19 protein-coding genes are annotated in these 21,123 nt (G+C 70.6%); 9 read left to right on the top strand and 10 right to left on the bottom strand.

Translation table 11 applies throughout. The annotated features are described in order from the left end of the window. Positions 1 to 7: 7 nt before the first annotated feature. The 3 genes from proC to AC1MGR_RS24000 all read right to left on the bottom strand — a co-directional run bounded on the left by proC (position 8) and on the right by AC1MGR_RS24000 (position 1,917). The gene (gene proC, locus AC1MGR_RS24010; protein WP_108039987.1) at positions 8 to 835 is read right to left on the bottom strand and encodes a pyrroline-5-carboxylate reductase; all 828 of its coding nucleotides are present in this window, start codon (positions 833 to 835) and stop codon (positions 8 to 10) included. Continuing rightward, entirely contained in the window at positions 832 to 1,335 is a 504-nt protein-coding gene (locus AC1MGR_RS24005; protein WP_055957499.1) for a type III secretion system chaperone family protein, read from the bottom strand. Before AC1MGR_RS24005 ends, proC begins: the two co-directional genes overlap by 4 nt. Before the next feature lie 303 nt (positions 1,336 to 1,638). Continuing rightward, positions 1,639 to 1,917, bottom strand: a complete 279-nt coding sequence (locus tag AC1MGR_RS24000) for an accessory factor UbiK family protein (RefSeq protein ID WP_108039985.1) — start codon at positions 1,915 to 1,917, stop codon at positions 1,639 to 1,641. Between the two features lie 310 nt (positions 1,918 to 2,227). On the opposite strand from AC1MGR_RS24000, the gene AC1MGR_RS23995 reads away from it, so the two are divergent. Together AC1MGR_RS23995 and AC1MGR_RS23990 are read left to right on the top strand one after the other, a co-directional pair. Then, the gene (locus AC1MGR_RS23995; RefSeq protein ID WP_108040027.1) at positions 2,228 to 2,956 is read left to right on the top strand and encodes a response regulator; all 729 of its coding nucleotides are present in this window, start codon (positions 2,228 to 2,230) and stop codon (positions 2,954 to 2,956) included. Between the two features lie 26 nt (positions 2,957 to 2,982). Next, the gene (locus AC1MGR_RS23990; RefSeq protein ID WP_480233194.1) at positions 2,983 to 4,416 is read left to right on the top strand and encodes an ATP-binding protein; all 1,434 of its coding nucleotides are present in this window, start codon (positions 2,983 to 2,985) and stop codon (positions 4,414 to 4,416) included. A 124-nt stretch (positions 4,417 to 4,540) separates the two neighbouring features. Here AC1MGR_RS23990 and AC1MGR_RS23985 read toward each other — a convergent pair whose 3' ends face one another. Continuing rightward, a complete protein-coding gene (locus tag AC1MGR_RS23985) occupies positions 4,541 to 4,810 on the bottom strand; it encodes a hypothetical protein (RefSeq protein WP_108039981.1) in 270 nt (89 codons plus the stop codon). 215 nt (positions 4,811 to 5,025) lie between these two features. Next, positions 5,026 to 5,682 carry a glutathione S-transferase family protein gene (locus AC1MGR_RS23980; protein WP_480233193.1) on the bottom strand — a complete coding sequence of 219 codons (657 nt, stop codon included), beginning with the start codon at positions 5,680 to 5,682 and terminating at the stop codon, positions 5,026 to 5,028. Positions 5,683 to 6,068: 386 nt separating this feature from the next. Between AC1MGR_RS23980 and AC1MGR_RS23975 the strand changes: the two genes are divergently transcribed. Then, a complete protein-coding gene (locus tag AC1MGR_RS23975) occupies positions 6,069 to 7,283 on the top strand; it encodes a polyhydroxyalkanoate depolymerase (RefSeq protein WP_480233192.1) in 1,215 nt (404 codons plus the stop codon). Between the two features lie 210 nt (positions 7,284 to 7,493). Here AC1MGR_RS23975 and AC1MGR_RS23970 read toward each other — a convergent pair whose 3' ends face one another. The 3 genes from AC1MGR_RS23970 to AC1MGR_RS23960 all read right to left on the bottom strand — a co-directional run bounded on the left by AC1MGR_RS23970 (position 7,494) and on the right by AC1MGR_RS23960 (position 11,682). Continuing rightward, positions 7,494 to 9,257, bottom strand: a complete 1,764-nt coding sequence (locus AC1MGR_RS23970) for an ABC transporter ATP-binding protein (protein WP_108039975.1) — start codon at positions 9,255 to 9,257, stop codon at positions 7,494 to 7,496. Between the two features lie 257 nt (positions 9,258 to 9,514). After that, a complete protein-coding gene (locus AC1MGR_RS23965) occupies positions 9,515 to 10,867 on the bottom strand; it encodes an MFS transporter (RefSeq protein ID WP_181259761.1) in 1,353 nt (450 codons plus the stop codon). Continuing rightward, positions 10,864 to 11,682 carry a PRC-barrel domain-containing protein gene (locus tag AC1MGR_RS23960; protein ID WP_480233191.1) on the bottom strand — a complete coding sequence of 273 codons (819 nt, stop codon included), beginning with the start codon at positions 11,680 to 11,682 and terminating at the stop codon, positions 10,864 to 10,866. The genes AC1MGR_RS23965 and AC1MGR_RS23960 overlap by 4 nt, the downstream gene beginning before the upstream one ends. 434 nt (positions 11,683 to 12,116) lie before the next feature. On the opposite strand from AC1MGR_RS23960, the gene AC1MGR_RS23955 reads away from it, so the two are divergent. The 4 genes from AC1MGR_RS23955 (at position 12,117) to AC1MGR_RS23940 (ending at position 17,278) form a co-directional block, all read left to right on the top strand. Continuing rightward, on the top strand, positions 12,117 to 12,494 hold the full coding sequence (locus tag AC1MGR_RS23955) for a hypothetical protein (RefSeq protein WP_108039973.1): 378 nt from the start codon (positions 12,117 to 12,119) through the stop codon (positions 12,492 to 12,494). 545 nt (positions 12,495 to 13,039) lie between these two features. Next, positions 13,040 to 13,780: an aquaporin Z gene (gene aqpZ / locus AC1MGR_RS23950; RefSeq protein WP_108039971.1), complete on the top strand. Its 741-nt coding sequence runs from the start codon at positions 13,040 to 13,042 to the stop codon at positions 13,778 to 13,780. Between the two features lie 251 nt (positions 13,781 to 14,031). Further along, complete coding sequence (locus tag AC1MGR_RS23945) at positions 14,032 to 16,185, top strand: FUSC family protein (protein WP_480233190.1); 2,154 nt, start codon at positions 14,032 to 14,034, stop codon at positions 16,183 to 16,185. Between the two features lie 418 nt (positions 16,186 to 16,603). Continuing rightward, on the top strand, positions 16,604 to 17,278 hold the full coding sequence (locus AC1MGR_RS23940) for a response regulator transcription factor (RefSeq protein ID WP_108039967.1): 675 nt from the start codon (positions 16,604 to 16,606) through the stop codon (positions 17,276 to 17,278). A gap of 120 nt (positions 17,279 to 17,398) precedes the next feature. Here the strand turns inward: AC1MGR_RS23940 and AC1MGR_RS23935 are convergent, their stop codons facing one another. Together AC1MGR_RS23935 and AC1MGR_RS23930 are read right to left on the bottom strand one after the other, a co-directional pair. Further along, on the bottom strand, positions 17,399 to 18,796 hold the full coding sequence (locus tag AC1MGR_RS23935; RefSeq protein ID WP_108039965.1) for a flagellin N-terminal helical domain-containing protein: 1,398 nt from the start codon (positions 18,794 to 18,796) through the stop codon (positions 17,399 to 17,401). A gap of 342 nt (positions 18,797 to 19,138) precedes the next feature. Next, a complete protein-coding gene (locus AC1MGR_RS23930; protein ID WP_108039963.1) occupies positions 19,139 to 19,444 on the bottom strand; it encodes a PilZ domain-containing protein in 306 nt (101 codons plus the stop codon). 164 nt (positions 19,445 to 19,608) lie between these two features. Here AC1MGR_RS23930 and AC1MGR_RS23925 point away from each other — a divergent pair, with 164 nt between their 5' ends. Both AC1MGR_RS23925 and AC1MGR_RS23920 read left to right on the top strand, forming a co-directional pair. Continuing rightward, positions 19,609 to 20,160, top strand: a complete 552-nt coding sequence (locus tag AC1MGR_RS23925; protein ID WP_480233189.1) for a hypothetical protein — start codon at positions 19,609 to 19,611, stop codon at positions 20,158 to 20,160. A 184-nt stretch (positions 20,161 to 20,344) separates the two neighbouring features. Further along, complete coding sequence (locus tag AC1MGR_RS23920) at positions 20,345 to 21,121, top strand: DUF1217 domain-containing protein (RefSeq protein WP_480233188.1); 777 nt, start codon at positions 20,345 to 20,347, stop codon at positions 21,119 to 21,121. The last annotated feature ends 2 nt before the right edge of the window (positions 21,122 to 21,123 follow it).

The following is a 21,123-nucleotide window of genomic DNA, read 5'->3' as shown; positions in this document are numbered from 1 at the left end:
GGCCGTATCAGCCCGCGAGGGCCCCGGCGCGGCGCCGCGCCGCGTCCACGGCCTCGCGCATCAGGTCCGGCAGGCCGCCGCTGCGCATCAGCACGGCGAGGGCCTCGGCCGTGGTGCCGCCCGGCGAGGTCACGTCCTGGCGCAGCAGCGCGGCGTCGCGGGGATTGGCCGCGAGGAGCGCGGCGGCCCCCGAGACGGTCTCGCGGGCGAGGCGCGTGGCCATGTCCGCGGGCAGGCCGGCGGCGATGCCGGCGTCCGCCATGACCTCGGCCAGGAGGAAGACGTAGGCGGGGCCGGAGCCCGACACGGCCGTCAGGGCATCGATCAACCCCTCGTTGTCGAGCCATTCCACCAGGCCTACGCTGGCGAGGAGCGCGTGCGCCTGCGCCCGCTGCCCGGCATCGACCTCGGGGCTGGCCACCGCACCGGTGGCTCCCCGGCCGATGCTGGCGGGCAGGTTCGGCATCGCCCGCACGATCGCGCGGGCGCCGGGCAGCCGGTCGCGCAGGTTGGCGATGGTCTTGCCGGCCAGGATCGACACGACCAGCGTTCCGGGGCCGATCAGCGGCGCCAGCGCGGGTGCGGCGCCCTCCAGCCCCTGCGGCTTCATGGCGAGCACCAGAGCGTCGGCGACCGGGGGCGCGGCGGGGTTCAGGGCGAGCCCCTGCGCGGCGCAGAGCGCCCGCATCTCGGGGGAGGCCTGCGGATCGAGAACGGTGGTGCGGGCCGGGTCGAGCCCGCCCGCCAGCCAGCCGGAGAGCATGGCGCCCCCCATCTTGCCGGCCCCCACCAGGGTGAGGGAGGCGGGGAGGGCGGCGTCGACGGGCGCGCTCACGCCTCGCCTTCGGTCTCGAACAGCACCGCGTCGAGGGCCTCGCGGGCGGATTTTCCGGCCCAGAGCACGAACTGGAACGCCTGGTAGTAGCGCTCGCAGGCATCGACCGCCGACTTCAGCATCATGGTGCACTGGCCCTGCGTCGGGGCCGCGCCGCCGGTCAGCAGCAGCGAGTGGCGGAACATCACGACGTTGTCGGTGGACCACAGGTCGAAATGCCCGACCCACAATTGCTCGTTGACCAGGGAGACCAGCGTCAGGATCTCGGTGCGCCGGCGCTCGGGCACCTTGAGGTCGAAGGCGGAGGCGACGTGCAGCGCCTCCACGTCCTCGATCCAGGTGAACGCCACGTGGTAGTCGGCCCAGCGCCCGGCGACGGAGACGGACATCTCGTCGGTCTCGGCCCGGTCGAAGATCCAGTCGCGCAGCGACGCGAGGCGCTCGACGATGTCGAGGGGATGCTCGTGCCGATCGTGATCTTCGATGTGGAGTTGGGTCATGGCGGTCCAGTATGTCGATCTCGTCGAAGATCGGCGAAGTCGTTGTGAAACTCGCTCCGGTGACCGTGGGCACTGTGTTCCGGACTTGCTCGACGCCCACCCGCAAGGGTGTGCCGGGCGGCGATTCTGTTCGGTTCAGGGTGGTTCGGGGCGGGAGCGAATCAGGTCATGACTCACTATAGACCGTGCCGGACTCGCGTTTCAAAGCGGCCCGGGAAGCCGGTGAACAGGAAAGCGACCGTCCACCGTTCCTTCCTGTGCACAAGCGTGGCGGGGCCGGAGCCCCCGCGAATCAACCTGGAATCAGATCGCCTCGCTGGCGCCGGCCACCGGATCGGGGCCGAGTTTCGCCTCGAGCGCGGTCACCCGCGCGGCCAGGGCGTCGTTCTGGCTGCGCAGCGCCGAGACGAGGTCGCGCAGCACGTCGAGCTCCTCGCGGGAGGCGATGTCCATGTCGCGGATCAGGCGCTCGACCTGCGCCTTGAACACCGTCTCCGCCTCGCGGCGCACGCCCTGCGCGGCCCCGGCGGCATCGGTCATCAGGCGGGCGAAATCGTCGAACAGCCGGTTCGAGCCTTGCATCGTCGTCTCCCGGGAGCAGTGAGGCCGCCATCCGTCCGTGACGGCCACGAGACCGGCGCCTGTGCGCCACGACATAAGAATCCCCGCGCGTCCCGGCAATCCGCGCCGGTGTTCTGAAAGCCCCGACGGGGATGTTTCCGGCCATGTCCGGCGTGGCGGTCCGAAACAGGTATTTACAAATCCCCGCCCCGCCGGCCCTTACGAACTCTCTGCGCCCGGGCGCATACTCGCGCGTTGACGGAGATCCGCAGGGGGCCGGCCCCCGGATGCGGAGGGAGCCGCGATGCTCGGGACCATGACCCAGACGACCATGACGCAGACGACCACGACCCACCCGCACATCCTCCTCGTGGAGGACGATCGCGAGATCAGCGCCCTCGTCGCCCGCTACCTGCGCGCCAACGAGTGCCGGGTCAGCCTCGCCGGGGACGGGGCGGCCATGGACAAGGTCCTGGCCGATGCCCGGGTCGATCTCGTCGTGCTCGACCTGATGCTGCCGGGCGAGGACGGCTTGAGCCTGTGCCGGCGCCTGCGCGCCACCTCGCGCATCCCCATCCTGATGCTCACCGCCAAGGCCGAGGAGATCGACCGGATCATCGGCCTCGAGATCGGCGCCGACGACTATCTCGGCAAGCCCTTCAACCCGCGCGAACTCCTGGCGCGCATCCGCGCAATCCTGCGGCGGGGCTCGGGTGCGGAGGCCGAGGCGGAGGAGGGCGTGCGCCGCCTGCACTTCCTGGGCTGGACCCTCGACGTCTCCCTGCGCCAGCTCCTCAGCCCGGAGGATGCGCGCATCGCCATCACGGGTGCGGAGTTTGACCTGCTGCACGCCCTCTGCCTGCGCCCCGGCCGGGTGCTCTCCCGCGACCAGCTCCTCGACCTGACGCAGGGCCGCGCCGCCGGCCCGTTCGAGCGCAGCATCGACGTCCTGATCAGCCGCATCCGCCAGAAGATCGAGCAGGATCCGCGCAACCCCGAGATCATCCGTACCATCCGCTCCGGCGGCTACCTCTTCACCCCCGAGGTCACGCGTGCATAAGGTCACCCGCGTATGAAGACCGCCTCATGAGCGCCCCCTGGAGCCGCCTGCGCGCCCTCGTGCCGTCGAGCGTCGCCGGGCAGATCGCCCTGCTCATCGTCGCCGCCGTGGTGCTGGCCCACGCCATGGCGACCCTGGCCTTCTTCACCCTGCGCGAGCCCTGGCGGCCCGACGATCATCCCGGCGTGGCTGCCACCCGCCTCGCCACGGTCTCCCGCCTCCTCGACGGCGCGAGCCCGGCCGATCGCCCGGCGCTCCTCGCCAACGCCGCCCGGATGCTGCCGACCCTGCGGATCGAGCCCTGGGACGGCACCGCCCCCGAGATCGCCGGGCCCGACACGACGGCGGGGGACCGGATCGGCGACCATTCCATGGTCCAGCGCCTGCGCGATGGCTTCGGCCGGCCCCTCGCCATCACCGACCTGTGGGCGGCCCGGCGCCCGGCGGATGCGCCCGCGGGCGTACGGGTGGGCATCGCGACGCCGGGGGGCGCCCGGCTCTCCGCCCTGGTGCCGGACGACGACCGCCCGCCCATGCGGCAGGGCGCGATCATTTTCACCTTCGTGTTCCTGGGCGTGGCCGTCTCGCTGATCTGCCTCTGGGCCACGCGGGCGCTGACCGCGCCCCTGGCGCGCCTCGCCGAGGCCGCGGACGTCTTCGGCACCCGCATGAACCTCGTGGATCTGCCCGAGAACGGCCCGCGCGAGGTCGTCACCCTGTCCCGGGCGCTCGACCGGATGCGGGCCCGCGTGCGCCGCCTGATCGACGACCGCACCCAGATGCTCGCGGCCATCAGCCACGACCTGCGCACCCCGATCACCCGCCTGCGCCTGCGCGCCGAGTTCATCGAGGACGACCACGCGCGGACCATGACCCTGCGCGACCTCGACCAGATGAACGGCCTCGTGGAGGCGGCCCTGTCCTTCGTGCGGGACGGCCACGGCCCGGAGGGCGGCGCGAAGATGTTGGTCGACCTCGCCTCCGTCGTCCAGACCGTCGCCGACGAGTTCGCCGATATCGGCGCCGATGTCCGGGTCACCGAGAGCCGCCACGTGCTGGTCCAGGGCCGGCCGGACGAGCTTCAGCGCGCGATCATGAACCTCGTGGACAACGCGGTGAAGTATGGCGGTGCGGCCCGGCTGACGGTGACCCAGACCGAGCGCGGCGTCGCCGTGGAGGTCAGCGACGACGGCCCCGGCATCCCGGAGGCGGAGCGGGAGGCCATGCTCCAGCCCTTCGTGCGCGGCGACCGGGCGCGCAACCTGGACACCGCCAGCGGCTTCGGCCTCGGCCTCTCCATCGTGCTCGCCATCGCGGATTCGCACGAGGGCCGCTTTACCTTGCGCAACCGGACCCCGCGCGGCCTCACGGCCCGGATCGAGCTGCCGCGCGCCGCCTCCGCCCCGGCCCATCCGCCGCTCGCCGCGGCCGATCCGGAGCACCGCCTCGCCGCCGAGTGATCGCCCGGCGGGAAACACGAAAAAGGCCCGCACCTCGCGGGCGGGCCTTCCTGCAGAGCCTGCCTGCACACCTTGCCTGCAGGGCCGGGCGCTTGGCGCCGGCGATTGTCACGCCCTCAGGGCGTCAGCAGCGCGGGCCGCCCGAGGTCTGGCCATACTGCTGGACCGGGAAGTTCTGCTGGTTGGCATTGCCCTGGCTCGCCGAATTGTTCGCGCAGCGGCCGGTGGCTGGGACGTCGTAGGAGCGGATCGACCCCGTCGTGATGTCGTCGTAGCGCGAGGCCGGCACATCGCCGTAGGTCGGCGCGACGCGGTCGAACGCGAAGCTGCCGGTCGCCGGAGCCGCAACGGCAAGAACAGTCGCGGCAACGAGGGCGAAAAGACGATGTTTCATGGAAAGATGATCACTCCTGTGTGAGACGAGGACTGCATGTCCCTGCGTCTCGACTGCGATAAGAGTGATATGGGAAGCGCCTGCCCGGGACGACGTGCCACCGCGCACCCGGCCGGAGGCGGCGCATGACGCGGCGCCCCGGGCCGTTGCGGCTCCGACGTCGTGACGCTTCGGAACGCAGATTGTCAGAGCGCGACGTTTCAGAACTCGACGTTTCAGAACTCCATGTCGAGTTCCTCGATCTCGTCGGGCTCCCGCGCCGCTTCCGCCGCCCATTCCTCCATCAGCGGCCAGGCCAGAATGGTGTCGCGATAGGCTTCGGTCCGGCGCGGCAGGCTGACGTCGTAGGTGCGGAAGCGCGTGCAGACGGGGGCGTACATCGCGTCGGCGAGGCTCGGGGTCTCGCCGAACAGGAACGGGCCGTCGTAGCGGCCCAGGCACTCGTCGACGATCGTCACGATGCGCTCGATGTCGCCGCGCGCGCCATTGAAGATCTTGAAGTTGGCGTGGCGCGCCTTGAGGTTCATCGGCAGCGCGGAGCGCAGGTTGATGAAGCCGCCATGCATCTCGCCCGAGATCGAGCGGCAATGGGCGCGCGCCACGGCATTGCGCGGCAGGAACCCCGCCTCCGGACGGATCTCGTTGAGGTACTGCGCGATGGCGAGGGTGTCCCAGACGATGATCTCGCCGTGGACCAGGCGGGGAACGAGGAACGAGGGCGACAGGTGCAACAGCTCCGCCCGGGTGGAGGCGTCGTTGCCCGACAGGAGCTCCGTCTCGAAATCGAGGCCGGCCATGCGGCAGACCAGCCAACCCCGCAGCGACCACGACGAGTAATTCCGGCTTGAAATCGTCAGCGTTGCCGCAGGCATCGTTCCGTCCCCCCTTTTGGTCCCTCGCCGACACGTGATCCAAGACTCGTGCCGCCCGACGCGCCCGACACGCAGGATGTTTCCGGTTCGCTCGACGCACCCGCCCACGGCACGGGACCTTTTTCCCACCGCAAAGGTTGAGCTTTCACAGTCAAGACCCCCGCACGACCCCCGGCGATCCGATGTTCACTTGTTATTCCGAAGCGGCACGCGACACATCCGCGGTGATGCATACGCACAACAACCGCAGGATATCACACGTTAAGGCCGTTGCGTCCGGGCCCTGCCTGCCGCAGCCTAGCGACCCATCGTCGACGGCTCTGCCGTCGCGCCCGCTTGCCGCGGACGTTCTGCGATTTGACCGTTCGCCGAGGAGTTCGGGCAGCATGCTCTATCGTGCCTTCGATGCCCAGTCGGACCTGGCGGAGCAGACGCGCGCCTGGGGTCGGCTCGTCCACGACGCCGTCTCACCCTGGACCGCGGCCGGCTTCAAGGAGCCGCTGAGCTGGTGGTCGGCCGGCGCCCGGATGATGATGCGGGCCGGCCTGACCTTCTCACGGCCCGCCTACGGCATCGACAGCGTGACGGTGGGCAACCGCGAGGTGCCGGTGACGGAGGAGGCGGCGTTCGCGACGCCGTTCGGGACCCTGCTGCGGTTCAAGAAGGACATCGACAGCGACCAGCCCCGCGTCCTCGTGGTGGCGCCCCTGTCGGGCCACTTCGCCACGCTGCTGCGGGGCACGGTGCGCACCCTGCTGCCCGATCACGACGTCTACATCACCGACTGGCACAACGCCCGGGACGTGCCGCTCGAGGCCGGGCCGTTCGGCTTCGACGACTATGTCGACCACCTCGTGCAGTTCCTCAGGGTGATCGGGGAGGGGGCCCACCTCGTCGCCGTGTGCCAGCCAGCCGTGCAGGCGCTGGCCGCCGCCGCCGTCATGGCGCATTCGAAGGATGTCGCGCATCCGCGCAGCATGACGCTGATGGCCGGCCCGGTGGATTGCCGGATCTCGCCGACATCGGTGAACCACCTCGCCACCTCGAAGCCGATCGACTGGTTCGAGAAGAACCTGATCGCCACCGTGCCCGACCGGCACAAGGGCGCCGGGCGACGGGTCTATCCGGGCTTCATGCAGGTCTCGGCCTTCGTCTCGATGAACGCCAAGCGCCACATCCAGGGCCATGCCGACCTGTTCTGGCACCTCGCCAACGGGGAGACCGAGAAGGCGCGCCAGATCGAGGGTTTCTACGACGAGTATTTCGCCGTCCTCGACCTCGCGGCGGAGTTCTACATCGAGACGGTCAAGACCGTGTTCCAGGACTACACCCTGGCCAAGAACGAGCTGACCTATCGGGGCAATCCGATCGACATGGGCGCCATCCGCAAGACCGCTCTCATGACGGTCGAGGGGGAGCGCGACGACATCTGCGCCGTGGGCCAGACCATGGCGGCGCACGACCTCTGCACCAGCCTGCCGCACCACATGAAGAGCCACCACCTCCAGGCCGGCGTCGGCCATTACGGGGTGTTCTCCGGCCGCAAGTGGGAGAGCCAGACCTACCCGCTGGTTCGCAACTTCATCCAGTCGCACAACTGAGCCGGCGCCCCTCGCCGCCGGATCCTCCCGGCGGCGAGGGGCGTTGCGTCGACGATCTCCAGCCCGACCGAGCCATCCGGATCGCGCGACCACCTGCCGACGTCCCCCGTATCGCCACAGCAAAACGCCCTCCCCGTGGGGGGAGGGCGCTGATCGGCAGCGGGACTTCGGGTCGGGCGCGTGGGGTCGGGCGCGTGGCCCCCGCGCGCCTCAGGCGGCGGCAAGCGCCATCGACATGGATTCCTTCTTCATCAGCTCGCGGTAGAAGCCGTCGAGGTGGGTCAGCTTGTCGGGCGAGCCGTCCTGGATGATGCGGCCGCCTTCCAGCACCACGATCCTGTCGAAGTCCTTCAGGGTCGAGAGGCGGTGCGCGATCGCGATCACCGTGCGGCCCTTCATCAGGTTGGCCAGGGCGTGGCGGATCGCCTCCTCGGATTCCGCGTCGAGCGCCGACGTAGCTTCGTCGAGAAGCAAGATCGGCGAATCCTTGAGGATGGCCCGCGCGATGGCGATGCGCTGGCGCTGGCCGCCGGAGAGCTTCACGCCGCGGTCGCCCACGATGGTGTCGAAGCCCTCGGGCAGCGCCTCGATGAAGTCGGTGCAGTGGGCGGCGGCCGCGGCCTTCCAGACATCCTCGTCCGGCGCATCGGGCCGGCCGTAGCGGATGTTCTCGCGCAGGGTCCGGTGGAACATCGAGACGTCCTGCGGCACCACCGTGATGGCCTCGCGCAGGGATTCCTGGGTGATGCGCTGGATGTCCTGGCCGTTGATCAGGATGCGGCCGCCCTGCGCGTCGTAGAAGCGCTGCAGCAGGGAGAACAGGGTCGACTTGCCGCCGCCCGACTTGCCCACGAGGCCGACCCGCTGGCCGGGCTGGATCACGAGGTCGAAGTCGGTGAAGACGCCGCGCCCGTCCGGGTAGGAGAAGGCCACGTGGTCGAAGGTGATCTCGGCGCCGGTGCCGGTGAGCGGCTCCGCCTCCGGGTGATCGATGAGGTCGTGGGGCTGCAGGAGGGTGTGGAGCGCCTCCGAGAGCCGGGCGGTGTGCTGGGTCGCGTCCACCAGCGCCACGGCGAGGTCGCGGGTGGCGGCGAGGATGCGGATGCCGAGGGTGCAGACGAGCACGACCTGGCCGTTGGTGGCCTGGCCCGCCTCCCACATGGTGATGGCCCAGTAGAGCAGGCCGAGCACCGCCAGCACCGTCAGGATGGCGTGCACGATGCGCAGCTTCTCGAGGTAGAGCAGCGAGGAGCGGCGCGAGCGCATCTCCTGGCCGATGGTCCCGTCGAAGCGGGTGAACTCGCGCTTGAAGGCCGAGAAGGCCCGGACCAGGGGCATGTTGCCGACGAGGTCGACCATCTCGCCGTCCACCGAGGCGGCCTTGGCGGCGAAGTCGTGGTGCAGGGGCTTTCCGGCCGCCGCCATCTTGAACATGAGCAGCACGACCGCGGCGAAGATGCCGGCCAGCACCAGGGCCATCGTGAGGTTGACGGTGCCGATGTAGAGGATCGAGCCGAAGGCCGCGACGCAGGGCGGCATCACGTTGAACACGAACATGTTCTCGACCGTGAAGATCGCGTTCGAGGTCGCGGTGATGCGCGAGGCCAGGGTGCCCGGCTGCCGGTCGGCGAAGAAGGTCGGCGAGTGCCCGGTCATGTGCCGGAACAGGTCGCGCCGGATGTCGCCGGTCACGCCCACGAAGGTGAACGAGCCCACGAGGCTCGCCACGCGCCAGAGCATGTTGTCGGCCGCGATGAAGGCGATGAGGAGGGCGAGGGCGCCCCAGATCAGGCCGGCCTGCGGGCCCTTGCTCAGCGCATCGACCACGCCCTTGAGGGCATAGTCCGTGCTGACGGAGAAGCCCACGGCGCCGAGCACGGCGCACAGGATGACGATGTGCGGCAGGGCGCGTCGGCGCAGATAGCGTCCCACGAAGGCGAACGGCCTATCGGCATAAACGCAGAGGTCTTCCATCGCGGTGACCGTCCCGGTTTCGAGGGTCCGCCCGGACGTTGGGTGGACCGGCTTCTGTTAAGGCGTCCTCGCGGACCCTGGTTTCCCGCGCGTGCCCCACACAGGATTTGGAGCCCCCCGGCCTCGCAACGCGAAGCAAACGCAAGCGTTGCAGTGTCTGGCGGAGGTTTGCGCGTTTTAGCGTGCAAACCTGAACATCGCTTGAGCGGCAAGCGAATTCGATGCCGCTCGGGTTTCATCTGGCGACCCGCCGGAGGTTACATCGCGGGGTCGCGGCGCGTCTCCGGCATGATGAGTACCACCAGGGCGAAGGCCGCGAAGCCCACGATCGCGAGCCCGAGGAAGGCGGTGTGGCTGCCGAGCCGATCCGCCATCACGCCGGCCAGCGAGGTGGACAGGGCGGCGCCGATGCCCATGGCGGTGCCGACCGCCCCGAGGGCGAGGTTGAAGTGGCCGGTCCTGCGGGTGGCGTCCGAGACCACGAGGGGGACCATCACGCCGAACACCGCCGCCGAGATGCCGTCGAAGACCTGCACGGCCACGAGCAGTTCCGGGCTGTCGACGTAGGCGAAGAGCAGCCCGCGGATCGGCAGGGCGGCGAAGCCGAGGAGCAGCAGCGGGCGGCGGCCCCAGCGCTCGGCCAGGCGCCCGATGGTGGGCGCCGACACCGCCAGCACCACCTGGGGCACGACGATGCAGGCGGCGATCAGCGCCGTGGCGGTCTCGCTGGCCCGCAGGGTCAGCATGCTGCCCACCAGCGGCAGCATCGCGGCGTTGGCGAGGAAGAACAGGGTCATGCAGGCGCCGAAGCAGAGGAGCGCGCGGTTGGTGAGGAGGGCGCGCAGCCCGGCCCCGCCCGGCGTGGAGCCGGTGTCGCCGGTCGCCTTGACGTGGGCCGGCCCGTCGATCTCCTCCGCCCGGATCCGCGACAGCGCGATCAGGGTCGGCACCATCAGGGCGGCGGTGAGGTAGAACACCGCGTCGTTCGAGAGGTAGTAGCCGCAGGCGCCCATGCCGGCCGCGGCCACGGCATTGCCGAGGGCCGAGAAGCTGGCGTTGCGGCCCAGCCGCTCGCCCGCCCGGGCATGGCCGACGAGGCCGATGCTGATCGCCGCGATGGCGGGGGTGAGGATGCAGCTCGCCGCCGAGTGGGCGGCCATCGCCAGGAGCACGACGAGGAAGTTCGGCCACATGGCCAGCGCGAAGGCGCTCAGCGCGATCGCCACGACCGAGAAGCCGGCGGCGAACCGGCGCGAGCGCACCGCGTCCACGAAGGCGCCGCCGGGCACCTGGCCGAGCAGGCTCACGAGGCTCCCGACCGTCAGCGCGAAGCCGATGTCGGACTGCGTCCACTTCGCCTGGGTGAAGTAGACCGCCAGGAACGGTCCGAAGCCGGTCTGGAGGTTCGCCACGAAGAACGCGAACCCGTCGAGGCCGCGCGTGCTCCGGCGCGAGATCACCTTCATGTCGGCCGGGTTCTCCGCTGCCGTCGCCGGCGGGGCGTCGTCCGTGAGGGCGTCGCGGCGCGGGAGCGGCCGCGGCCGGAACTCCGGGCGCGCCACCTCCCGCGGCTTGAGGGCCCGGCGATCCTTCGGAAGCGGGACCGTCATCGATCCGGCGACTTCTCGGCCGGCTTGTCCGGCGCTTTCTCAGGGAGCGGCGCGGCGGCCGGAGCGGGCGGCACGGGCGCGGCGGCGGGCGGCGCCGCGACGACCGCCGGCGGCGCGACCGGACCCTGGACCGGTGCCGCCGCCTGCTCGCCCTCGGCCGGGGCGGCCGGGCTCGCCGGGCCGAGCACCACGATCGGCTCGCCCGGCTTGTATTCCGGCGAGACGCGGACCTGGTTGCGGCTGAGCTGGAGCACCGGGCGGCTCGCCTTGCCGTCGGTGGTGAAGCGCATGGCGCGCCAGTCCACCGCGATCTTGCGGGAGCCGACGCCGAGGAAGCCGCCGAAATCGATGATGGCCGCGCGCGGACGCCCGTCCTTGTCGAGGATGATGTCGATGATCCGACCCATATCCTCGCCGGTGGAACTGCGCACGGCCTTGCCGAGGACGCCCTCGTAATCCTGGGTGTCGAGGACGGTGGCGGGCGTGCCCGTCGCGGGCGCCCCGGCGGCGGGGGCGCTCGGCGCGGGCGGGCCGGCCACGGGCGGCGTCCCGGGCGCCGCCGGCTGGGCGGGCGCCGGGACGGAGGCCGGGGCCTGCGTGGCGGGTGTCTGCGTGGCGGGTGTCTGGGCGGGTTGCGCGGGCGCTTGCGCCGGCGGCGTCTGGACAGGCGGAGTCGGGGCCGGGGCGGATGCCGGCGGCGTGGACGAGCCCGTCGTCACCTCGCCGGGGCTCGGCGCGGCGTCCTTGCCCGGCGCGGCCGGGGTCTCGGCGGCCGCGGAGGCGGCCAACAGGGTGATCGTCGCAGTGGCGATCATCCGGACAGTTCTGAACACGCGCGTTCCCCGAGTGGTGCGTCTCGCCGGCCTGACACAATGGCAGCTTGGGCGGCGGGTTCCGCCACACGGGCGGTTCCGGCCTCATTGCGCGTGGACCAAGGCGAAGTTGTGGATGGGCGACAGGAATGGACATGCGAGCGGTGTCCTCCTGCGATCCCCGGGACGGGTCGAGATGGACCCCGGAGGCGGCAGGACGACGTGATCGCGCGCAAGAAACGGACCGGGCTGCGACCGATCTTCGTTCCGACACCAGCACGCTGATGCCGAGCCGAGCGTGCACCGGCCCAAGCGTGGCCGCAATCCTCTGACGCACCGGAGCGTGTCTGGTTTTCGACAAAACTGCGTCGTACAGAGGCGATTAGCTTGCGTGGGCGTCCGAATGCGGTCGCCGGTGTTACCGAGGACCAGAAACGATGTCCCTTCCGTCCAGAGCCTGCGCCGTCGCGCTCGTTGCCGCCGCGCTCGCCGGGTGCCAAGCGCTCGGCGGTGGTGGTGGCGTGATGCCCGAGACGGAAGTCGGGCCGCCGCCCTCCATGCGCGGCGCCGTTCCGGGCCCCCAGCGCAGCCGCTCCGCCGAGGTCGATCCCGACGGCGCCCCGCTGCAGACCGCGCCGACGCGCCGCCTCAACCTGCCGAGCTCCGCCGGCGGCCAGACCCGCGCGGCCGCGAACGAGGAGCGTCGGATCCGGCGCGAGGATATCGAGGGCGAGACGACGACCCGGACGAGCTCCGGCGGCCTCGCCCCGCAGATGGGCCAGAGCGGCAGCGTCGGGCTCGGCGGCAAATTCTGACGCAAAATCCGACGACCGGGACGCGGTTCACGGCCGGGACCTGACGGTCGCGGCCTGAACCGGCGAGGTCGACGATTCGGCACCGCGGCGCGGGCCGGACCCGCGCAGAGACCTCTGCGCGGACGCCGCGTCCTGCATACCTTGGCGCGGCGTCCGCGCCGAGCCGGGGCACGCCTCCTGTCCGGCCGCCTTCCGAAGATCGGCTTGCCGCGGGCCGATGGGCGGCACCCGAACACCGGGCCCCGAGACCCCTCGCCCTGACAGGGATGGCCCGCGCATCGATCTCCGTCCGTCAGGGTGCCTCACCTAATCAGTCTCTGGGCCGGACCTTCGCCGCCGAAAACTGAGATATGGCAGTTTTCAGTGCGAGGAAGGTACGTGACAATTTGATCTCTCGGCGTCGTTGCTGTCATTCGGCGACTGTGTAATCCTCGATACGTCGCCGGTTCGGCGGCGCAGGGGATTCGGTCTCGCGTCGTGCCGACGGTGGCGGCGAACCCGCCATGGGACGAGCGCCTCGCATCATGCGAGCGGGAGGCAGCGTCATGGATCACGATACGATGCGGCGGGCGACCGCCGAGTTCTTCGGGACGTTCTGGCTGACTTTCGGCGGCTGCGGCGCCGCAATCCTGTCGGCGGCCTTCCCCGAACTCGGGATCGGCTTCCTCGGGGTCGCCCTGGCCTTCGGCCTCACGGTGCTGACGATGGCCTACGCGGTGGGGCACATCTCCGGCGGGCACTTCAACCCGGCCGTGACCCTCGGGCTGTGGTCGGCCCAGCGCTGCGCCAACCGGCACGTCCTGCCCTACATCGTCGCCCAGGTGACGGGGGCGCTCCTGGCGGCGGTCGTCCTCTATTCGATCGCCTCGGGCAAGGCCGGGTGGGTGCCGAACGGGTTCGCGTCGAACGGCTACGGCGAGCTGAGCCCGGGCAAGTACAGCCTCGCGGCCTGCCTCATCACCGAGTTCCTCACGACGTTCTTCTTCCTCGTCATCATCGTCGGCACCACCTCGAAGGGGGCCGCGACGGGCTTTGCCGGCATCCCGATCGGGTTCGCCCTGGTGCTGATCCACCTGATCTCGATCCCGGTGACCAACACTTCGGTCAATCCGGCGCGCAGCACCGGTCCGGCCCTGATCGCGGGGGGCGAGTACGTGGCGCAACTCTGGCTGTTCTGGCTCGCGCCGATCGTCGGCGCGATGGCGGCGGGGGCCATGACGCGCTGGCTCTACGAGCCCGCGGACGTGGTGAACACGACCGTGGTCGAGAAGGGCAGCGCGATCTGATCGCCCGCACCGGCGCCGAGCCCTGCGGGAGCCGGAAGGCTCCCGCGTCACGCAGGGCTCCCGTGCCGAGCCTGGCGGTTCCAGGCGGGGCGAAGACGCCCTAGATCGCGGATGTACGGCGGGCCTGCGCCCTCCCGGAGTTCCTGACGTCCGCGATGCCCCCGTCTTCCACCCCGTCCGCGTCCAGCCGGTCCGCGCCAGGTTCGTCCGCCACCGCCCCGACCGGCCCCCAGGCCGGCCGGCGCCGGCGGATGCGCGCGGCCGCCTTCCTGCGCGGCCGCGGCACGCTGACCAATCCGGGGCTCGACCTCACGCGCCTGCCGATCGGCCTCGACCCCCGCGGCCTCAGCCTCGTCGACGGGGTGCGGGCGGCCCTGGCCTTCGGCCTCGTCATTCTGCTGCACGAATGGTTTCCGTGGCCGCCGCTCCTCACCGTGGCGCTCGCGGCCAACCTCGCCTGCTTCGCCGATGCGGGCGGGCCGATGCGCTCGCGCCTCCTCGTGCTCACGGTCTTCTCGCTCCTCGGCGGACTCATCTGGGGGCTGTTCGGCCTGATGCAGCCGCTCGGGCCGGTCCCGGTGGTGCCGCTCGCCGGCATCGTCATCTTCGGCTGCACCTATGCCCGGGTCTGGGGCGTGCAGGCCCAGGCCGCCGGCAACGTCCTCGTTCTGGTGCTGTGCTTCGCCCTCGACCGGCCGCTCACGCCCGACCAGGCCCTGGTGGCCGGGCTGGTCTTCACCGCCGGAGGCCTGTGGGCGACGCTGCTGGCGCTCCTGCTGTGGCGCCTCCATCCCTATCGTCCGACGCATCGCGCGGTGGCCGAGGTCTGGCGCCGCCTGACCCGCCTCTGCGACGATCTCGAGGACCTCGCCTCCCTGGCCTGGCCGGAGAAGCCCGAGACCCGGAATGCGGGCGGCGGGGCCCGCCAGATCTTCGACCGCCAGACCTTCGACCTCCAGGCCTTCGACCGGCATGCCCGCGCCCACCGCCGGGGCGTGCGCGAGGCGATCGAGCAGGCCCGCACGGTGATCGTCGACCTCGCCCGCAGCCGCGAGCGCATCTCCGACCGCACCGCCCAGGCCCTGATCCGCCTGGAGGCGGCGGAGCAGATCTTCGCCGCCCTCATCGCCCTCTCGGACCTCATCGAGGGCGAGCCGGACCCGCGCCGGCGCCGGATGGCGCGCCGCCTCCTGCGCCGGCTCCGACCGCTCCTCGGGGTGATCGCCCGGGCCATCCGCGACGACAGCGTGATCGACCTCGCCCGCCTGGACCGGGCGATCGACCGGAGCACCCGGCGCCTCGCCCATGACCGCGGGCTGCACGATCTCGCCACCCGGATCCTCGACCGCGTCCGCATCGGCGCCAAGCTCTCCACGCCGGACGGCTACCGGCCCGGCGGCGCCCTGCTGGGCCGGGCGAGCCTTCCCCTCGGGACCCGCCTCCTCGGCCCGCTCAGCACCAACTTCACCTTCGCCTCCGCCAACCTGCGCCATGCCGTGCGCGCCACCGTGGTGGCGGCCCCCGCCCTCTGGGCCACCCTGGTCTGGGCCGGGCCCTTCGCCCACTGGCTGACCATGACGGTGGTGCTGACGATGCAGCCCTTCTACGCCGCCACCTGGCAGCGGGCCCTGGAGCGGATCGGCGGCACGGTGCTGGGTGGCCTGATCGGGGCGATCCTCGCCAGCTTCGCCACCTCGCCCCTGGCCCTGGCCGCCTTGGTCTTTCCCTTGAGCATCATCGGCTTCGCCGCCCGGCAGGTCAGCTACGGCGTCTTCATCGCCTGCCTGACCCCCCTCGTGGTCCTCCTCGTCGAGGTGGTGGAGCCCGGGCACGGTTCCTGGGAGGTGGCCGGGATGCGCGCGCTCCTCACCCTCCTCGGCGGCCTCATCGCGGTGGCGAGCGCCCTCGTGCTCTGGCCGATCTGGGAGCCCGATCAGGTGCGCCTCGAACTGCGCAAGGCGGTGCGGGCCCATGCGGCCTTCGCCCGGGCGGTTCTCTGCGCCGGATCGGAGGCGGAGGCCAGCGGCCTGCGGGCCCAGGCCGCCCGGGGCGCCGGCCTCGCCCTCAACGACCTCGAAGCCGCGCTTGCCCGAGCCCTGCAGCAGCCCCGGGCCGGGCGACACCCCCAGGTGGAATCCGCCATGGTGGCGGACGCCACCCTGCGGCGGATTTCGGCCCGCCTCATGGCCCTGCGCTACGCCGTCGAGGTGGCCGAGCCCGAGGCCCTCGCGGCCTGGAGCGGCTGGATCACCGCGACCCTGTCGACCCTCGGGGGCGAGGGTGAAGACCCGTCGCCGCCGATGCCCTCCGTGCCCCGCAGCGAAGGCCTGACCCGCCTCGTCGCCCAGATCGAACTCCTGGGCGAGACCCTGGCGCCCCCCGCGGCCCGGAGCGCCCGGGGATAGTCGCGCCCGGCGGCCATCGGCCCCGCGCGATCCGTCGAATCCGGCGATCCGGACACGTCCCGCCCGCCATCCGCGCGATTCGTTCGGCATGGAACGGGCGCGCCCGCCCGCTCGCGAAACCGTGATCGATTTGTCACATCGGTTGGGCTGGAGGCCTCTCTTGGTATGCCAAAGGCCCGAAAATCGGCCCGGGATCACAGGACGCCGAACCACTTAATGCAAAATTAACCATTTCCTTAAAGAAACATTTCCAACGCAAACAGCCTGACGGCAGCGAATACATCCCTCGCAGAGATGCCGCTGCGAAGTCATCATCAAGTAAAACCTGGATTGGAAGGGCGAACAACGAAGTCGCTCCCCATCCAAGGTGATCGCCAGGCGGGTTTGCATAACAGTTCGTTTTCGGCGGGGCGCTGAAATGTATATCGTGGTGGATGAGCGGCACTCGGTGGCCGCCGAGTACGTGGCGGGCTTCAACGCGCAGTCGGTTCCGGCGCGCAGCTCCAATGCTGACGATTTCCTGGCCTGGCTCGCCGGAAACCCGGCGGATGCTCTCCAGGGCATCGTGCTCGGCGAATGCGCCGACCGGGCCGGCCGGACCGCCGTGATCCGCAGCTTCTCCCAGGCCCCGATCATCGCCCTCAACGAGACCCGCTCCCTGGAGCAGACCCTCGACCTCTTCACCGCCGGCATCGACGACGTCGTGCGCCGCCCGGTCCATGTCCGCGAGATCCTGGCCCGGGCCGAGGCGATCCGCCGGCGCGGCATCCGCGGCGAGATCCAGGTGCCCGCCGCCCAGGATCGCAGCGGTCGCCTCAAGGTGTTCGCCGACGGCCGCGATCCCGAGATCGACGGGACCAGCCTGATCCTGCCGCGCCGCGAGCGCCATATCCTCGAGTACTTCGCCAGCCATCGCGGCCGGCAACTCAGCCGGGCGCAGATCTTCACCGCGGTCTATGCCGACCACGGCACCGACGTGGAGGAGAGCGTGGTCGAGGGCCACATCAGCAAGCTGCGCAAGAAGCTGCGGATGCGCCTCGGCTACGACCCGATCGAGGCCAAGCGGCTGGCCGGCTACACCTTCGTCGGCTGAGCCGGACCCCTCGACCGCTCCGGAGCGGGGACTCGGAATCAGAAAGGCCACGCCCCCTCGCGGAGGCGTGGCCTTTCTGCGTCAGGCGCCCCCGGAACCTCCCCGGGGGCGCTGTCGACCTTACCGGAAGAGCGAGAGGACGTTCTGGCTCGCCCCGTTGGCGATGCTGAGGGCCTGCACGCCGAGCTGCTGCTGGGTCTGCAGGGCCTTGAGCTTGGTGGACTCCTCCTCGATGTCGGCATCGACGAGGGTGCCGATGGTGCGGTCGTTGGCCTTCATCAGGGTGTCGATGAAGGACTTCTGGCCGTCGATCTGGGTCTTGTTGGCGCCGAGCTTGGTGCCGGCGTCGGTGACCTTGGCGAGGGCCTTCTCGACCTGCGTGATGATGTTCTGCAGGGTCGTGTCACCGGCCGTCCCGACCAGGGTCGAGATGTCGATCGTGCTGACGGCAAAGCTCGTGCTCGCGTCGACCGTATCGAGGATGCCCTTGCCCGAGGTGGTGCCGGCCGCCGTACCCTTGCCGGTGCGCGCGTCGGTGGCGGCGGGGGTGCCGGCGCCGAAGCCGACATCGACGAGGGTGTTGCCGCCGCTGGCGGCGAGGTTCAGGACGGTGACCTGTGCGTTGGTGCCCGAACCCGTCGCCGTCGTGGTGAAGGCGAGGCGACCGACCGAGTCGAGGGAGGCCTTCACCTTGCCGGCGAGCGGCGTCGTGGTCGTGTCGGCCGCGATCTGGTTGTTGATCGCGTCCAGGAACTCCTGCGTCGTGACCTTGGTCAGGTCCGCGGCCGCAGACGCCATCGTAGTCTTGTTGACCAGGATGTTCGCGGTGGAGCCATCGGCGAGGCTGAGCGAGAAGCTCACCTCGTTGGTGGTGCTGAAGTCCGCCGTGCCGCCCGTGGCGAAGGCGGGCGTTCCGGTGAGCGAGGTGGAGCCGACCACCTGACCGGCCGTCGCGGCCGTGGTGATGCTGCTGGCGTTGAGATCGAAGAGCTTGATCGCGTTGACGTCGACCATGATGTTCGAGAACGTCACGGTGCCGGTCGAAGCGCGCGAGAAGCCGGCAACGATGTTCGGCGTCGCCTGATAGTTGGTGTTGCTCACCGCCGAGTTGACCGAGAGCCAGTTCTGGCCGCTCGACGTCGACGAGTCGGCGGTCGCCTGCATCTTGTTCTGGATGGCCTTGATCTCGACCTGCACCTTGGCGCGATCGACGCCGGGGGTCAGCGCAGTCTGCAGCTTGGTGCGCAGGTTCTGCATGTCGGTCAGGATGCTGTTGAGGCCGTTATAGGCCGTGTCGACAGCCGACGAGCCGAGGCCGAGGGAGTCCTTCACGGCGGAGAGCGAGGCGTTGTCGGTGCGGACCGTGGTGGCGATCGACCAGTAGGCGGCGTTGTCCGCGGCGCTCGAGACGCGCTGACCGGTCGAGACCCGGTTGCTGGTCATGTCGAGCTGGGTGTTGATGCTCTTGAGGGTCGTCAACGCCGTCATGGCGGCGTTGTTGGTCAGCAGGCTGGTCATTGCGAGGATGTCCGGTTGACAGGAATTGCAAGGAATTCGTGTGCTTCGCCGAGCAATACGCCGCGAGGGCTAAGGCATCTCTGAGCAGAGGCCTAATATTGCTTCATACATCCCGGAGTTTCACCGGACCGGTGGGACGACATCATGTCTATAGGTCCACGAAACCTATCCACCGCGTTCGTATCGAGGGGCTTCCGTCTCGATCTGGGACAGTCGCTTGCCGATGAGGCGACTATGACCGGTCCGGCTTAGCAGGAGCTTAAGGGCGATCGCCCGGGCCTGTGCCCGGATGCGCCGGATGCCGGTCCAGGACGGGTCGCAGGCCCGTTTCCGAGCCTGGTCTCAGGCTTGGGTCCGGTCCTGGCCCAGGAAGGTGACGCCGGCGAAGTCGGCGCGCTGCCAGCGCAGCTGGACCGCGACGGTCCGGAGCTCGTGGCCGGCGATGACGAGGTCGAAGCGCTCGGGCAGGGGGGTCGGGCGCGGCAGGCGCAGGCTGGCGCCCTTCGGCGAGAGGTCCCGGACGATGCAGGGCACCAGGCTTTCCGGGCCGAGGACGATGCGCCCCTGCTGCATCACGCGGAAGCGCTTCGGCGCGGGCGTGCGCGCGGGCCGGTCTCCCCGGGCAACCGCCTCCTGCCAATCCGCCATCGCCCCGCCGTCCTGTCCTGACCCCGCCTGAGAACCTGTCCGAGATCTCGGGGCAGGCTTAACAGCGGGTTTCCGGACTGTCGATCCGGGCCCGATTTTAACGCCTTGGTAACTATAACATGGGAGGGTTTCGGCTCGTCCGCCGGCTTCCTCTTGCGATGGCCATGACCACGACCCTCTCCCGTCGCGCCGCCACCCCGCTCTCGCCGCGTCCCGGCTACACCCGGCCGTCCGCCGGGGCCGAGATCCTGCGCCGGTCCCGGGCCGCCGCCGTGGAGCGCGCCGCCATCGGACTCTGCCTCGGCCTCGCCGTGGTCTCGGGCACCTTCGCGGCCTACGCGATCTCGGGCGCGTCGAACACCTACTCGGTCCAGCCGTTCCTGCCGGCGGTGGGCGGCGGTTTCGCCTGGAAGCGGACGGCGACCCCCGTCCGCGAGGCGGCCCTCGACCTCGATCCGACCACCACCGGCGCGCTGCCCGACCCCGTCCCGCCGCGCGCCGACGAGGAGCGCAGCGAATCCACCGCGAAGGGGCGGGGCTACGTCCTGCGCCGGGTGACGGAGGGCGCCGCCCTGGTCGAGGGTCCGGAAGGCCTCCGGCAGGTGGTGCCGGGCGCCGTGCTGCCGGGCGCGGGCCGCATCCTCTCCATCCGCGCCACCGGGTCCGGCTGGGTCGTGATCACCTCGGAGACGATCATCGGGCCGACGCCGCTGTGACGGTCGCCCGCGGCCCGGGCTCGGCGCCAGCCTCCGGCAAGCCATGCGGCCTATGCGGGAGGGGGTCCGCCCCGGCTTCGGTCGTCGAAGCTCCGGACCTCGCAGCCGCCCGCGCCCGGCCGTCCCACCCCTCTCTCCGCAATCCGGCGATGCCACCGCGCCGCACGAGCGATCGCGCCCTGCCATGACCAGCACCTTCACGAGCTACAGCCTGCTCGCCCGCGACCTCGACGCGACCCTGGCGCGCAAGGCCGCGCAGCCCGACGTCGCCCGCGAGACCGCCTACTACAAGGCCAAGATCGGCGACGTGAAATCCATCGACGACTTCCTTGGAGACCGGCGCCTCTACGCCTACGCGATGAAGGCCTACGGCCTGGAGGACATGACCTACGCCAAGGCCTTCATGCGCAAGGTCCTGACCGAAGGCGTCTCGGATTCGAAGGCCTTCGCCAACCGCCTCGCCGACGATCGCTACGTCGCCTTCGCCAAGGCCTTCGACTTCGACACCTACGGCGCCTTCACCACGACGCTACCCGCCACCACCACGGACACCACCGCCGCCTACCTGCGCCAGAGCCTGGAAACCGATGCCGGCAGCGAGGATGCCGGCGTGCGCCTCGCGCTGTACTTCGCCCGCATGGCGCCGACCGTCACCTCCGGCTACGGCGTGCTGGGCGACCCGGCCCTGTCGCAGGTGATCAAGACCGTCCTGGGCCTGCCCGACGTGTCCAGCGCGGACGGCATCGCCAATCAGGCGGCGATCATCGAGAGGCGGGTCGATCTCGCGAGCTTCAAGGATCCGGACAAGCTGCAGCGCTTCGTGCAGCGCTTCACCGCGATCTGGGATGCGCAGAACAACGCCACCGCGGCGCCCGTCCTCAACCTGTTCGCCGATTCCGCGACGCAGGGGCTCGACGCGAGCCTGCTCCTCAGCCTGCAGCGCATCCGAACGGGGAATTGAGG

This window comes from Methylobacterium sp. BI1, from assembly GCF_056680125.1.
The sequence above is the reverse complement of the archived record's forward strand: the minus strand, read 5'-3'. Positions and strand labels throughout refer to the sequence as shown.

Bases quoted from the DNA above. Each gene is read 5' to 3' on its own strand.
- AC1MGR_RS24005 (WP_055957499.1), bottom strand. From the start codon at position 1,335: ATGACCCAACTCCACATCGAAGATCACGATCGGCACGAGCATCCCCTC.
- AC1MGR_RS24000 (WP_108039985.1), bottom strand. From the start codon at position 1,917: ATGCAAGGCTCGAACCGGCTGTTCGACGATTTCGCCCGCCTGATGACC.
- AC1MGR_RS23995 (WP_108040027.1), top strand. From the start codon at position 2,228: ATGACGCAGACGACCACGACCCACCCGCACATCCTCCTCGTGGAGGAC.
- AC1MGR_RS23990 (WP_480233194.1), top strand. From the start codon at position 2,983: ATGAGCGCCCCCTGGAGCCGCCTGCGCGCCCTCGTGCCGTCGAGCGTC.
- AC1MGR_RS23985 (WP_108039981.1), bottom strand. From the start codon at position 4,810: ATGAAACATCGTCTTTTCGCCCTCGTTGCCGCGACTGTTCTTGCCGTT.
- AC1MGR_RS23980 (WP_480233193.1), bottom strand. From the start codon at position 5,682: ATGCCTGCGGCAACGCTGACGATTTCAAGCCGGAATTACTCGTCGTGG.
- AC1MGR_RS23975 (WP_480233192.1), top strand. From the start codon at position 6,069: ATGCTCTATCGTGCCTTCGATGCCCAGTCGGACCTGGCGGAGCAGACG.
- AC1MGR_RS23970 (WP_108039975.1), bottom strand. From the start codon at position 9,257: ATGGAAGACCTCTGCGTTTATGCCGATAGGCCGTTCGCCTTCGTGGGA.
- AC1MGR_RS23965 (WP_181259761.1), bottom strand. From the start codon at position 10,867: ATGACGGTCCCGCTTCCGAAGGATCGCCGGGCCCTCAAGCCGCGGGAG.
- AC1MGR_RS23960 (WP_480233191.1), bottom strand. From the start codon at position 11,682: ATGATCGCCACTGCGACGATCACCCTGTTGGCCGCCTCCGCGGCCGCC.
- AC1MGR_RS23955 (WP_108039973.1), top strand. From the start codon at position 12,117: ATGTCCCTTCCGTCCAGAGCCTGCGCCGTCGCGCTCGTTGCCGCCGCG.
- aqpZ (WP_108039971.1), top strand. From the start codon at position 13,040: ATGGATCACGATACGATGCGGCGGGCGACCGCCGAGTTCTTCGGGACG.
- AC1MGR_RS23945 (WP_480233190.1), top strand. From the start codon at position 14,032: ATGCGCGCGGCCGCCTTCCTGCGCGGCCGCGGCACGCTGACCAATCCG.
- AC1MGR_RS23940 (WP_108039967.1), top strand. From the start codon at position 16,604: ATGTATATCGTGGTGGATGAGCGGCACTCGGTGGCCGCCGAGTACGTG.
- AC1MGR_RS23935 (WP_108039965.1), bottom strand. From the start codon at position 18,796: ATGACCAGCCTGCTGACCAACAACGCCGCCATGACGGCGTTGACGACC.
- AC1MGR_RS23930 (WP_108039963.1), bottom strand. From the start codon at position 19,444: ATGGCGGATTGGCAGGAGGCGGTTGCCCGGGGAGACCGGCCCGCGCGC.
- AC1MGR_RS23925 (WP_480233189.1), top strand. From the start codon at position 19,609: ATGACCACGACCCTCTCCCGTCGCGCCGCCACCCCGCTCTCGCCGCGT.
- AC1MGR_RS23920 (WP_480233188.1), top strand. From the start codon at position 20,345: ATGACCAGCACCTTCACGAGCTACAGCCTGCTCGCCCGCGACCTCGAC.